Raw genomic sequence first — 13,699 nt, forward strand, 5'->3', positions numbered from 1 at the left:
AGGCTTGACGGCCGCAGGGGCGGGGAGCACATTGGCGGCACCTTGAGAGCGCTCTCAGCCATGCGAGGCATGGGAGCGCTCTCACAGCCCACCCGCCCCCGTACCCCCGTACCCGAGAGGCCTCCCCATGAGCGCATCCTCCGGCATACCCAGACCGCACCCCCCGCGCCCCCGCCCCCTGCGGCGCGCCCTCATCGCGGTCGTCGCCACGCTCGGCCTGTCCGTGGCCCTCGCCACGGCCGCCGGCACACCCGCGAACGCCTCCGCGCCCACACCGCCCTCGGGCTGGACGCAGGTCTTCCTCGACGACTTCGACGGCGCGGCCGGCTCCGGCGTGAACACCTCCAACTGGCAGTACGACACCGGGACTTCGTATCCGGGCGGGGCCGCCAACTGGGGCACCGGCGAAGTCGAGACGATGACGTCGAGCACGAACAACGTCGCCCTGGACGGCAACGGCGACCTGCTCATCACCCCGCGCCGCGACGCCTCCGGCAACTGGACCTCAGGCCGGATCGAGACCACCCGCACCGACTTCCAGCCCCCGGCCGGCGGCAAGCTGCGCGTGGAAGCCCGGATCCAGATGCCGAACGTGACCGGTGACGCGGCCGCCGGCTACTGGCCCGCCTTCTGGATGCTGGGCGCGCCCTATCGCGGCAACTACCAGAACTGGCCCGGCGTCGGCGAGCTGGACATCATGGAGAACGTCAACGGCCTGAACAAGACCTGGGCCACCATGCACTGCGGCACCAGCCCCGGCGGCCCGTGCAACGAGACCACGGGCCTCGGCAACTCCACCGCGTGCCCGAACACCACCTGTCAGTCGGGCTTCCACACCTACACGATGGAGTGGGACCGCTCGGTGAGCCCGGAGGCGATCCGCTTCTACGTCGACGGCGTCAGCTACCAGACGGTCACGGCGAACCAGGTGGACGCGACGACCTGGGCCAACGCCACGAACCACGGCTTCTTCGTCATCCTGAACGTGGCGATGGGCGGCGGTTTCCCGGCGGCGTTCGGCGGCGGCCCGACCGGCGCCACCGACCCGGGCCACCCGATGGCCGTCGACTACGTCCAGGTGCTCCAGTCCGGCGGCGGCAGCACCACCCCGCCCCCCGGCAACCGGGATGCCTACAGCCCGATCCAGGCCGAGTCCTACGACGGCCAGTCCGGCATCGCCACCGAGACCACCACGGACACCGGTGGCGGCCAGGACATCGGCTACATCGCGAACGGGGACTGGGCACTGTACAAGGGCGTGGACTTCGGATCGACGCCGGCCACGCAGTTCTACGCCCGGGTGGCGAGCGGGGCCGCGTCCGGGGTGAGCGGTCTGGTCCAGGTACGCCTGGACAGCCCCACCAGCACCCCGATCGGCAGCTTCGCGGTGGCGGGCACGGGCGGGTGGCAGTCCTGGCGGACGATCCCGGCCAACATCAGCTCCGTGACCGGCACGCACGATGTCTATCTGACGTTCTCCAGCGGGCAGCCGGCGGACTTCGTGAACGTGAACTGGTTCGACTTCGGGCACTGACACACCCGAGGAGAAGGCGGGTGGCTGCGCGCGCGTGCGTGGAGCCACCCGCTTTCCGTGTCCGCGCGCCTCTCAGCGCAGCTCCGCCCGGAACCCCACCGGTGTCCGGCCGGTGTGCAGCTGGAAGAACTTGGAGAAGTTCGCCGCGTCGGGAAAGCCGACGGCCGCGCCGACGCGGCCGATCGGCAGGTCGGTGTGGGCGAGGAGGCGTTTGGCCTCGAGGACGACGCGTTTGTCGATGAATCCCTTCGGGGTCTCGCCGGTGGCCGCGCGGACGGCGCGCACGAGGGTGCGGCGGGAGTAGCCGAGGGCGTCGGCGTAGGCGCTGACGCTGTGGTTGGTGGCGAAGTCCTGCTCCACGGCGTCGCGGAACCGGGTGAAGGTGCTGTCCGTCTGTTGCCGTGAGGCCTCGGCGGAGCTGGCCGCGAGGTGGGCGAGGCGGAGCAGGAACGCGGTGAGGGTGTGCCTGAGGACGGCCGTGTGCAGGCTGAGCGGGAGCGTCGCGGTGTCCTCGTACTCGCGTTGCAGCTGGTCGAGGGAGGCCTGGAGGGCGGCGAGCCGGTCCGGGTCGGGGTGCAGCAGGGGCGGCAGGTCGTAGCGGTACAGGCCGGTGGCCTCGACGGTGGCCCGGGGCAGGAAGCCGGGCTGCATGGTCAGGACGGTTCCGTGGTACGCGGACTCCCGGGAGAAGCGGTGGACCTGTCCGGGGCGGATCCACAACAGGTCGCCGGCCGATGCCTCGTACTCGGCGAAGTCGATCATGTGGCGTACGGGGCCGTCGGTGAAGAGCATGACGACGTGGAAGTCGATGCGATGGACGCGTTCCAGCGGGGCGTCGGCGTGCCAGGTGCGGCCGGTCCCCATGGGGCCGACCTGCATGCCGACGCGGCCGACGGCCAGCTCGGTCGGGAAGGGGAAGGTTCTGATTCCGCCGCCGTCACCGTCGCCGTCCGCAGCGCTGTCGCCAGCTTGTGGCGTTCTGCCAGCCATGTCCTGTTCGCGCCGTCCTTGTTCCGTGATCGCTGTCCCAGATTCACCACAGACTGACACACCCCGACCTTCCTTCGAAAAAGTCAGACTTTTAAGTTTGAACGCGTCCGGCCAGCCATCCCGCACTGAACGAGGACTTCTTGAAGATGACCATGCAGACTTCCGACAGCTTCGAGTGGACCGACCTCGACCGGCGCGCCGTCGACACGGCCCGTCTGCTGGCGGCCGACGCGGTGCAGAAGGTCGGCAATGGCCACCCGGGCACGGCGATGAGCCTGGCGCCTGCCGCGTACACGATCTTTCAGAAGGTGATGCGTCATGACCCGGCGGACCCGGAGTGGGCCGGCCGTGACCGCTTCGTCCTGTCCCCCGGCCACACCTCGCTGACCCTGTACACGCAGCTGTTCCTCGCCGGGTACGAGGTGGAGCTGGACGACCTGAAGGCGTTCCGCACGCACGGCTCGAAGACGCCCGGCCACCCCGAGTACGGGCACACCGCGGGCGTGGAGACCACCACCGGCCCGCTCGGCCAGGGTGCCGCCAACGCCGTCGGCATGGCGATGGCCGCCCGCTACGAGCGCGGCCTGTTCGACCCCGAGGCCCCCGAGGGCACCTCCCCCTTCGACCACACCATCTGGGCGATCGTCTCCGACGGCGACCTGGAGGAGGGCGTCTCCGCCGAGGCTTCCTCGCTCGCCGGCCACCAGAAGCTCGGCAACCTGGTCTTCCTCTACGACGACAACCACATCTCCATCGAGGGCGACACCGCGACCGCCTTCTCCGAGGACGTCCTGAAGCGCTACGAGGCCTACGGCTGGCACACCCAGCGCATCGAGCCGACCGCCGAGGGCGACGTCGACCCCGAGGCCCTGTACACGGCGCTGAAGGCCGCGCAGGCCGAGACCGGGCGGCCCTCGATCATCGCGATGCGCACGATCATCGCCTGGCCCGCCCCGAACGCCCGGGACACCGAGGCCTCCCACGGCTCCGCGCTCGGCGAGGACGAGATCGCCGCCACCAAGCGGCTCCTCGGCTTCGACCCCGAGCAGACCTTCGAGGTCGCGGACGAGGTCCTCGAGCACACCCGCCGGGCCCTGGACCGGGGCGCGGAGGCGCACGCGGCCTGGGACAAGCGGATCGCCGAGTGGCGCACCGCCCGGCCGGCGCGGGCCGCGCTGTTCGAGCGGGTCGGCAAGGGCGAGCTGCCCGAGGGCTGGCAGGACGCGCTGCCGGTGTTCGAGGAGGGCAAGCCGGTCGCCACCCGTGCCGCCTCCGGCAAGGTGCTGCAGGCGCTCGGCCCGGTGCTCCCGGAGCTGTGGGGCGGCTCCGCCGACCTCGCCGGCTCCAACAACACCACCATCGACAAGACCAGCTCCTTCCTGCCGGAGGGCAACCCGCTGCCCGAGGCCGACCCGTACGGCCGTACCGTCCACTTCGGCATCCGCGAGTTCTCCATGGCGGCGGAGATGAACGGCATCGCCCTGCACGGCAACACCCGCGTCTACGGCGGCACCTTCCTGGTGTTCTCCGACTACATGCGCAACGCCGTGCGGATGTCGGCGCTGATGCAGCTGCCGGTGACGTACGTGTGGACGCACGACTCCATCGGTCTCGGCGAGGACGGTCCGACCCACCAGCCGGTCGAGCACCTGGCCTCGCTGCGCGCGATCCCGGGCCTGAACGTCGTCCGCCCGGCCGACGCCAACGAGACCGTGGTGGCCTGGGCCGAGATCCTGAAGAGGCACGCCGTGAACCCCGCCCCGCACGGGCTCGCGCTCACCCGCCAGGGCGTGCCGGTGTACGCGCCGAACGAGGACGCGGCCAAGGGCGGCTACGTGCTGCGCGAGTCCTCGACCGAGGTCCCGGAGGTGATCGTCATCGCGACGGGTTCCGAGGTGCACGTGGCCGTGGCCGCGCGGGAGACGCTGGAGGCGGAGGGGATCGGCACGCGGGTGGTGTCGATGCCGTCCGTGGAGTGGTTCGAGGAGCAGGAGCAGGCCTACAAGGACTCCGTGCTGCCGCCGGCCGTGAAGGCCCGGGTCGCCGTGGAGGCCGGGATCGGTCTGACCTGGTACCGCTACGTCGGTGACACCGGCCGGATCGTCTCCCTGGAGCACTTCGGCGCCTCCGCCGACGCGGGGACCCTGTTCGCCGAGTTCGGCTTCACCCCCGAGAACGTCGCCGCCCAGGCACGCGCGTCGCTCGCCGCCGCGCGCGCCTGACCCGAACTCGACAACAATCCGCGATATACGTCCGCGACAAGACAACGCGGCGAGAAGACAAGAAAGATGACTGACGTGACCGAAGCAATCGCCACCGCCGGAGCCCTCAAGCGCCTCGCCGACGAGGGGGTCTCCGTCTGGCTGGACGACCTGTCGCGGGGGCGGATCGCCTCGGGCAACCTGGCGGACCTGATCGAGAACAGGAACGTCGTCGGTGTCACCACCAACCCGTCGATCTTCCAGGCCGCCATCGGCTCCGGCGAGGGCTACGAGGAGCAGCTCACCGACCTCGCCGTGCGCGGGGTGACGGTGGACGAGGCGGTGCGGATGATGACGACCGCCGACGTGCGTTCTGCCGCCGATATTCTGCATTCCGTATACACCGCTTCCGAGGGGCGCGACGGCCGCGTCTCCATCGAGGTCGACCCGCGCCTCGCCCACGACACGGTGGCCACGGTCGCCGAGGCCAAGCAGCTGGCCTGGCTGGTGGACCGCCCCAACGTGATGATCAAGATCCCCGCGACCAAGGCCGGACTGCCGGCGATCACCGAGGTCATCGGCCTCGGCATCAGCGTCAACGTGACCCTGATCTTCTCCCTGGAGCGCTACCGCGAGGTGATGGCCGCCTACCTGGCCGGCCTGGAGAAGGCCCGCGAGCGCGGCATCGACCTCGCCACGATCCACTCGGTGGCGTCCTTCTTCGTCTCCCGGGTGGACTCCGAGATCGACAAGCGGCTGACCGCGATCGGCACCGACGAGGCCCTCGCCCTCAAGGGCCGCGCGGCCCTCGCCAACGCCCGGCTCGCCTACGCGGCGTACGAGGAGGTCTTCACCTCGGAGCGCTGGCTGGCGCTCGGCGGGGACGGGGCGAACAAGCAGCGTCCGCTGTGGGCGTCCACCGGGGTGAAGGATCCCGCGTACAAGGACACCCTGTACGTGGACGAGCTGGTCGCGCCGGGCACGGTCAACACCATGCCGGAGGCCACGCTGAACGCGGTCGCCGACCACGGCGAGATCACCGGCGACACGGTGACCGGCGGCTACGCCCGGGCCCGCGCCGACCTGGCCGCCGTGCAGGCGCTCGGTGTCTCCTACGACGAGGTCGTCCAGCAGCTGGAGGACGAGGGCGTCGCCAAGTTCGAGGCGGCCTGGCAGGACCTGCTGGACGCTGTTGCGAAGTCCCTGAAGAGCAAGGGAGTTGACGCCCGATGACCGAGAACGCACCCGCCGCTGCGGCACCCGCGAAGGCGAAGGCGCCGGCGAAGGTGCCGGCGGAGGCGACCGTGCCGGTGGGCCCGGCCGCCGACTGGGAGAACCCGCTGCGCGATGCCCGCGACCGCCGGCTGCCGCGCATCGCCGGCCCCTCCGGCCTGGTCATCTTCGGTGTGACCGGTGACCTGTCCCGCAAGAAGCTGATGCCGGCCGTGTACGACCTGGCCAACCGCGGTCTGCTGCCGCCGGGCTTCTCGCTGGTCGGCTTCGCCCGCCGCGAGTGGGAGGACCAGGACTTCGCGCAGGTCGTGCACGACTCGGTGCGCGAGCACGCCCGCACCCCGTTCCGTGAGGAGGTGTGGCAGCAGCTCGCCGAGGGCATGCGGTTCATCCCGGGCGACTTCGACGACGACACCGCCTTCAAGCAGCTCAAGGACGCCGTGGAGGAGCTGGACGCCTCCCGCGGCACCGGCGGGAACTTCGCGTTCTACCTCTCGGTGCCGCCGAAGTTCTTCCCGAAGGTCGTGCAGCAGCTGAAGAAGCACGGCCTGGCCTCCCCGTCCAAGGGTTCCTGGCGGCGCGCGGTCATCGAGAAGCCGTTCGGCCACGACCTGGCCAGCGCCCGCGAGCTGAACGCGATCGTGCACGACGTGTTCGGGCCGGACCAGGTGTTCCGCATCGACCACTACCTCGGCAAGGAGACGGTCCAGAACATCCTGGCGCTGCGCTTCGCCAACCAGATGTACGAGCCGATCTGGAACCGCAGTTACGTCGACCACGTGCAGATCACCATGGCCGAGGACATCGGCATCGGCGGCCGGGCCGGCTACTACGACGGCATCGGCGCCGCCCGTGACGTCATCCAGAACCACCTGCTCCAGCTCATGGCCCTCACGGCCATGGAGGAGCCGATCGCCTTCGACGCGGACGCGCTGCTCACCGAGAAGCTGAAGGTGCTCAAGTCGGTGCGGCTGCCGGAGGACCTGGGCAGGCACACCGTGCGCGGCCAGTACGCCGAGGACTGGCAGGGCGGCGAGAAGGTGATCGGTTACCTCCAGGAGGAGGGCATCGACCCCAAGTCGAAGACCGACACCTACGCGGCCATCAAGCTCGGCATCGACAACCGCCGCTGGGCGGGCGTCCCCTTCTACCTGCGCACCGGCAAGCGCCTGGGCCGCCGGGTCACCGAGATCGCGGTGGTCTTCAAGCGGGCCCCGCACTCCCCCTTCGACTCCACCGCGACGGAGGAGCTGGGCCAGAACGCGATCGTCATCCGCGTCCAGCCCGACGAGGGCATGACCGTCCGCTTCGGCTCGAAGGTGCCGGGCACCTCGATGGAGATCCGTGACGTGTCGATGGACTTCGCCTACGGCGAGTCGTTCACCGAGTCGAGCCCGGAGGCGTACGAGCGGCTCATCCTGGACGTGCTGCTCGGCGACGCGAATTTGTTCCCCCGTCACCAGGAAGTGGAAGAGTCCTGGAAGATCCTCGACCCGATCGAGGAGTACTGGACGGCACACGGCAGGCCGGCGCAGTACGCGTCGGGCAGCTGGGGACCGACCGAAGCCGACGAGATGCTCGCACGAGACGGACGGAGCTGGCGCAGGCCATGAAGATCGACCTGACCGACACCACGGCAAGCAAGATCAACAAGGCGTTGGTGCAGGGCCGCCGCGCCATCGGCACCCCGGCCGTGGGCATGGTCCTGACGATGGTCATCGTCACGGACGAGGAGAACGCCTACGACTCGATCAAGGCCGCCGAGGAGGCCTCGCACGAGCACCCCTCGCGGACCCTGGTCGTCATCAAGCGGCACGCCCGTACCCTGCGCGACCGCACCCACTCCCGGCTGGACGCCGAGGTCCGGGTCGGCTCCGAGGCCGGCACGGGCGAGACGGTCGTGCTGCGCACCTACGGCGAGGTGTCCGACCACGCCGACTCGGTCGTCCTGCCGCTGCTGCTGCCGGACGCGCCGGTCGTCGTGTGGTGGCCGGTGGAAGCGCCCGACACCCCGTCCAAGGACCCGCTCGGCGCGCTCGCCCAGCGCCGGATCACCGACCTGTACGCCGTCGAGCGGCCGATGGAAGTCCTGCAGACCCGGGCCCGCAACTACGCCCCCGGCGACACCGACCTCGCCTGGACCCGGCTCACGCTGTGGCGCTCGATGCTGGCCGCCGCCCTGGACCAGGCCCGCACCCAGGTGACGTCGGCGGCCGTCGAGGCCGAGGCCGACAACCCCAGCGCGGAGCTGCTCTCGCGCTGGCTGGAGGCCCGGCTGAACGTGCCCGTGGACCGCGTGGTCACCGCCGGCCCGGTCGTCACCGCCGTACGCCTCGGCACCGCGAACGGCGAGATCGTCATCGACCGGCCCGAGGGGCCGCTCGCGACGCTGACCCTGCCGGGCCAGCCGCCGCGCACCCTCGCCCTGAAGGTCCGCCCCACCTCCGAACTCATCGCCGAGGAGCTGCGCCGCCTCGACGCCGACGAGATGTACGCCATCGCCCTGAAGGGCGAGGCCACCAAGGAGAACGCCTGACATGGCAGCGTCCGATCATCCCCAGCTCACCAACCGGCCCGAGTGGGCGGCCCTCGCCGACCACCGCGCCGCGGGCCGACCGCACCTGCGCGACCTGTTCACGCGGGACCCCGGCCGCGCCGAGCGGTACGTCGTACGGGTCGGCGACCTGTACATCGACTACAGCAAGCACCTGATCACCGACGAGACCCTGGCTCTGCTGACCGAACTCGCCACCGCCACCGGCGTGTTCGGCCTGCGGGACGCCATGTTCCGCGGCGAGAAGATCAACGTCACCGAGGACCGGGCCGTGCTGCACACCGCGCTGCGCGCCCCGCGCGAGGCGGTGATCGAGGTCGACGGCGAGAACGTCGTGCCGAAGGTGCACGCCGTCCTCGACAAGATGGCGCGCTTCGCCGACCGGGTCCGCTCGGGCGAGTGGACCGGCCACACCGGCAAGCGGATCAGGAACGTCGTCAACATCGGCATCGGCGGCTCCGACCTCGGCCCCGCGATGGCGTACGAGGCGCTGCGCCCGTACACCGCCCGGGAGCTGACGGTCCGGTTCGTGTCCAACGTGGACGGTGCCGACCTGCACGAGGCCACCCGCGACCTGGACCCGGCGGAGACCCTGTTCATCGTCGCGTCCAAGACGTTCACGACGATCGAGACGATCACCAACGCGACCTCGGCGCGCTCCTGGCTGCTCAAGGCCTTCGACGGCGACGACAAGGCCGTCGCCCGGCACTTCGTGGCGCTGTCCACGAACGCCGGGAAGGTCACCGAATTCGGTATCGACCCGGACAACATGTTCGAGTTCTGGGACTGGGTCGGCGGCCGCTACTCGTACGACTCCGCGATCGGCCTCTCGCTGATGATCGCCATCGGCCCGGAGCGGTTCCGCGAGATGCTCGACGGCTTCCACCTGGTCGACGAGCACTTCCGCACCGCGCCCGCCGAGGCCAACGCGCCTTTGCTGCTCGGCCTGCTGGGCGTGTGGTATGGCGACTTCTTCGACGCGCAGTCGCACGCGGTGCTGCCCTACAGCCACTACCTGTCGAAGTTCACCGCCTACCTGCAGCAGCTGGACATGGAGTCCAACGGCAAGTCGGTGCAGCGCGACGGCACCCCGGTGCAGTGGCAGACCGGCCCGGTCGTGTGGGGCACGCCGGGCACCAACGGGCAGCACGCCTACTACCAGTTGATCCACCAGGGCACCAAGCTGATCCCCGCGGACTTCATCGGCTTCGCCCGCCCGGCCGGCGAGCTGAGCGGTGAACTCAAGGCGCAGCACGACCTGTTGATGGCCAACTTCTTCGCCCAGACCCAGGCCCTCGCCTTCGGCAAGAGCGCCGAGGAGGTCCGCGCGGAGGGCGTGCCCGAGGCACAGGTGGCGCACCGCACCTTCCACGGCGACCACCCCACCACCACGATCCTGGCCGCCGAGCCGACCCCGTCGGTGCTCGGCCAGCTGATCGCCCTGTACGAGCACAAGGTGTTCGTGCAGGGCGCGATCTGGAACATCGACTCCTTCGACCAGTGGGGCGTCGAACTCGGCAAGGTCCTCGCCAAGCGGGTCGAACCCGCCCTGACCGAGGGCGCGGACGTACCCGGTCTCGACCCCTCGTCCAAGGCCCTCGTCGCCGCCTACCGCACTCTCAAGAACGCATCGGAAGTGAACTGATCATGCAGCTCGGTCTCATCGGTCTCGGCAAGATGGGCGGCAACATGCGCGAGCGGATCCGCCGCGCCGGCCACACCGTCATCGGCTACGACCGCAACCCCGACGTCTCCGACGTCAAGTCCCTCGCCGAACTGGTCGAGAAGCTCGACGCGCCCCGCCACATCTGGGTGATGGTCCCGGCCGGCACCGCCACCCAGACCGTCGTCGACGAACTCGGCGACCTGCTCGAGCCCGGCGACACGGTGATCGACGGCGGCAACTCCCGCTGGACCGACGACGAGAAGCACGCCGCCGCGCTCGCCATCAAGGGCATCGGCTTCGTGGACGCCGGCGTCTCCGGCGGTGTGTGGGGTCTGCAGAACGGCTACGCGCTCATGGTCGGCGGCGACAAGGAGCAGGTGGAGGCCCTGAAGCCGATCTTCGAGGCGCTCAAGCCGGAGGGCCCCTACGGCTATGTCCACGCGGGCCGGGTCGGCGCCGGGCACTTCTCGAAGATGGTCCACAACGGCATCGAGTACGCCATGATGCAGGCCTACGCCGAGGGCTGGGAGCTGCTGGAGAAGGTGCACTCCGTGGAGAACGTCCGCGAGGTGTTCCGTTCCTGGCAGGAAGGGACGGTCATCCGCTCCTGGCTCCTCGACCTCGCGGTCAACGCGCTGGACGAGGACGAGCACCTTGAGCAGCTGCGCGGCTACGCGGAGGACTCCGGCGAGGGCCGCTGGACGGTCGAGGCGGCCATCGACAACGCCGTACCGCTGCCGGCGATCACGGCGTCGCTGTTCGCCCGGTTCGCCTCGCGGCAGGACGACTCCCCGCAGATGAAGATGATCGCCGCGCTGCGCAACCAGTTCGGCGGCCACGCCGTCGAGAAGAAGGACTGAACCACCGTGGCAGACCTTCTGCTGGTCCGCCACGGTGAGACGCAGTGGAGCCGGTCGGGCCAGCACACGAGCTGGACCGACCTGCCCCTGACCGAGCACGGCGAGGAACAGGCCAAGTCCCTCGCCCCGCTCCTCACCGCACGGACCTACGCCCTGGCGCTGGCCAGCCCGCTGGGCCGCGCGATACGCACCGCCGAACTGGCGGGCCTGACCGGGGTCGTGGCGGACCCCGATCTGCACGAGTGGGACTACGGCGGCTACGAGGGCGTCACCACTGCCGACATCCACCGCTCGCGCCCCGGCTGGGACCTGTGGACCGACGGGGTGCCGCCCGGCCCCGAAGGTCATCCGGGCGAGTCGCCCGAGCGGATCGGCGCCCGCGCGGACCGGGTGCTGACCCGTGTCGAGGCGGCGCTCGCCGAGGACGCGGGCGATGTGGTCCTCGTCGCCCACGCCCACTTCCTGCGCGTGCTCACCGCCCGCCGACTGGGCCTCGCGCCCGCCGAGGGCCGGCTGTTCCAGCTGGCCACCGGCACGGTCAGCCGGCTGTCCACCGAGCACGGGCGGCCCGTGATCGCCGAGTGGAACAAGAGGCCCTGACGGGCCCCTCGACCCCCTTGTGACGTGGCCCGGTTCACCTCTGGTGGGCCGGGCCGCAGTCGTACAGCCGGTGCGCCAGGTCGCGGGAGCCGTACGCGGCCGCCGGGACGAGCGTGCAGTGGCCGCTCGTCCAGCGCACGAGCCCGCCGACCGGCGTGCGGTCCCGGTGCCGGTGACCGGCCAGGACCTCGGCCCGCGACAGGACGACGTAGCGCAGCCGGCCGGAGTCGATCAGCCGGTGGAAGCGGGCGGACGAGGGGTAGGGGACCCGTCCGGTGAAGCCGCCCATGGGCATGACGCGTGCGTTGGCCGAGATGACGTAGGGCGCGGCGGACCACCAGCCGGGGATCGCGGCCAGGTACTCGGCGCCGCCGCGGTGCGCGGTGAGATAGCCGAGCATGCTCCGCTGGGCGGGGGCGAGCCGTGCGAGCGGGTTGCCGGGCCGGCTGCTGCTGGGGCCGACGCGGGCCAGCGAGCCGGGCTGGTTGTAGCGCAGCGACAGCGCCGACGCCGACCACGCGGCCGGCACCAGCAGGACCGCGGCCAGGCCCAGTGCCAGACCGGCGCCGGCCACGCGCGGGCGGCTGCGGATCGCGGTCAGGACCAGCGCAACCACCCCGAGGGCGACGGCGGTGGGGGCCGACCAGGGCAGGAAGCGCGGGTACCACAGCGTCAGCGTCACGCACCAGGCGGCGTTCGCGGCGAGCGCCACCGGCAGCACCCAGGCCCGCCCACCGCCCCTGAGGCCCGCCCGCCGCGCCTTGACGACGCCGGCGCCGGCGAACGCGGCGAGCGGCACCGCGACCACGCCCATGTAGTAGGTGTGGCCCGTGACGCTGCCGAAGCTGAAGACGAGGAAGAACGTCGCCAGCCACACACCCCACAGCACCTGGCCCGCGAGCACGCGGTCCGTGCGGGCCGCGCGCCGCCGCCACAGGGCCACCGCGCCGCCGGCGAGCCCGAGTGCGGCCAGCGGATAGAGCCACCCGGTCTGCGTGGCGAGTCCGGGGCTGAACATCTTCCACACGCTGTCGCCCATGCCGGGGCCCGAACCGGCCGCCCTGAGGCTCTGGTTGGGCGCGACACTGCCCGTGCCGGCCGCGTCGACGCCGACCGCGTTGAACCGGGTGAGGAAGTTGTAGCCGACGACCAGGCTGAACGGCGAGTTGTCGGTGGTGCCGTCGAGGTACGGCCGGGCGGAGCCCGGGGTGAGGGCGGCCACCACCATCCACGACACCGACACCGCGAACATCACGGCGGCGGCGAGGGCCAGGTCACGCAGGCGGCGGCGCAGGCTGCGGGGCGCGGCGACCAGGTAGGTGGCGGCGAGCGCGGGCAGCACCGCCCAGGCCTCCAGCATCTTGCACTGGAAGGCCACGCCCACCCAGAACCCGGCGAGCAGCAGCGGGCCCGTCCTGCCCCGCTCGGTCGCCCGCGAGGTGGCCTCGGCGGCCAGCAGGAGCAGCAGCACGAACGGTGCGTCCTCGGTGACGGAGCGCCCGAGCCCCACGGTCACGGGGGTGAGGGCGAGGAAGGCGGCCGCCAGCAGCCCGGCCGGCACGCCCGCCCAGCGCCGTACCACCACATGGAGCAGGACCACCGAGGCCACGCCCTCGAGGGCCTGCGGCAGCACCAGCGCCCACGGGTGGAAGCCGAACACCAGCGCCGACAGGGCCTGCGGCCACAGGAAGCCGGGCAGCTTGTCGATCGTGAGGGTGTTGCCCGGGTCGAAGGAGCCGTAGAGGAACGCGACCGGGTTGTCCGTCATGCTGCGCACCGCGGCGGCGTAGAAGCCGTGGTAGGAGCTGTGGTTCAGGCCCCACAGGGACAGCAGCGCGGCGAGTGCGGCTATGGCCACCAGCACCGGACGCTCGTACCTGCTGGTACGCGGGCGGGGCGCGGGCTCGGTCGGCGGCCCGCCGTCCCGGACGACCGACTCGGTGGGGGTGCTCAGCATGAACGGCCTTTCGGGCTCCCGGAAAACGCGGTGATCCGGGCGCAGCGCGCATACCGGATCTTGCGGAGTATCCGCCTGCCGACATGTACGGAGCCTGAATGGGA

10 protein-coding genes are annotated in these 13,699 nt (G+C 71.1%); 8 read left to right on the forward strand and 2 right to left on the reverse strand.

Going from position 1 to position 13,699, the window contains the following annotated elements; genetic code table 11:
- Positions 1–127: 127 nt before the first annotated feature.
- On the forward strand, positions 128–1,534 hold the full coding sequence (locus tag A6P39_RS09190; protein ID WP_067053978.1) for a glycoside hydrolase family 16 protein: 1,407 nt from the start codon (positions 128–130) through the stop codon (positions 1,532–1,534).
- Positions 1,535–1,606: 72 nt separating this feature from the next.
- Here the strand turns inward: A6P39_RS09190 and A6P39_RS09195 are convergent, their stop codons facing one another.
- On the reverse strand, positions 1,607–2,524 hold the full coding sequence (locus tag A6P39_RS09195; protein ID WP_067053979.1) for a helix-turn-helix domain-containing protein: 918 nt from the start codon (positions 2,522–2,524) through the stop codon (positions 1,607–1,609).
- Between the two features lie 146 nt (positions 2,525–2,670).
- On the opposite strand from A6P39_RS09195, the gene tkt reads away from it, so the two are divergent.
- The 7 genes from tkt (at position 2,671) to A6P39_RS09230 (ending at position 11,638) form a co-directional block, all read left to right on the forward strand.
- Complete coding sequence (gene tkt / locus A6P39_RS09200; protein WP_067053982.1) at positions 2,671–4,746, forward strand: transketolase; 2,076 nt, start codon at positions 2,671–2,673, stop codon at positions 4,744–4,746.
- Between the two features lie 66 nt (positions 4,747–4,812).
- Positions 4,813–5,958: a transaldolase gene (gene tal / locus A6P39_RS09205; RefSeq protein WP_067053984.1), complete on the forward strand. Its 1,146-nt coding sequence runs from the start codon at positions 4,813–4,815 to the stop codon at positions 5,956–5,958.
- On the forward strand, positions 5,955–7,571 hold the full coding sequence (gene zwf / locus A6P39_RS09210; protein WP_067053985.1) for a glucose-6-phosphate dehydrogenase: 1,617 nt from the start codon (positions 5,955–5,957) through the stop codon (positions 7,569–7,571). Before tal ends, zwf begins: the two co-directional genes overlap by 4 nt.
- Positions 7,568–8,494, forward strand: a complete 927-nt coding sequence (gene opcA, locus A6P39_RS09215) for a glucose-6-phosphate dehydrogenase assembly protein OpcA (protein ID WP_067053986.1) — start codon at positions 7,568–7,570, stop codon at positions 8,492–8,494. The genes zwf and opcA overlap by 4 nt, the downstream gene beginning before the upstream one ends.
- Position 8,495: 1 nt before the next feature.
- Positions 8,496–10,157, forward strand: a complete 1,662-nt coding sequence (gene pgi, locus A6P39_RS09220; protein WP_067053987.1) for a glucose-6-phosphate isomerase — start codon at positions 8,496–8,498, stop codon at positions 10,155–10,157.
- Between the two features lie 2 nt (positions 10,158–10,159).
- Positions 10,160–11,038 (forward strand): phosphogluconate dehydrogenase (NAD(+)-dependent, decarboxylating), encoded by an 879-nt coding sequence (gnd, locus tag A6P39_RS09225; protein WP_067053988.1) that lies wholly within the window; start codon positions 10,160–10,162, stop codon positions 11,036–11,038.
- Positions 11,039–11,044: 6 nt separating this feature from the next.
- Positions 11,045–11,638 (forward strand): histidine phosphatase family protein, encoded by a 594-nt coding sequence (locus A6P39_RS09230; RefSeq protein WP_067053989.1) that lies wholly within the window; start codon positions 11,045–11,047, stop codon positions 11,636–11,638.
- A gap of 34 nt (positions 11,639–11,672) precedes the next feature.
- Here A6P39_RS09230 and A6P39_RS09235 read toward each other — a convergent pair whose 3' ends face one another.
- Positions 11,673–13,595, reverse strand: coding sequence for an ArnT family glycosyltransferase (locus tag A6P39_RS09235; RefSeq protein ID WP_079133727.1), 1,923 nt, complete (start codon positions 13,593–13,595; stop codon positions 11,673–11,675).
- Positions 13,596–13,699 lie beyond the last annotated feature (104 nt).

Source organism: Streptomyces sp. FXJ1.172, from assembly GCF_001636945.3.
Lineage (GTDB): Bacteria > Actinomycetota > Actinomycetes > Streptomycetales > Streptomycetaceae > Streptomyces.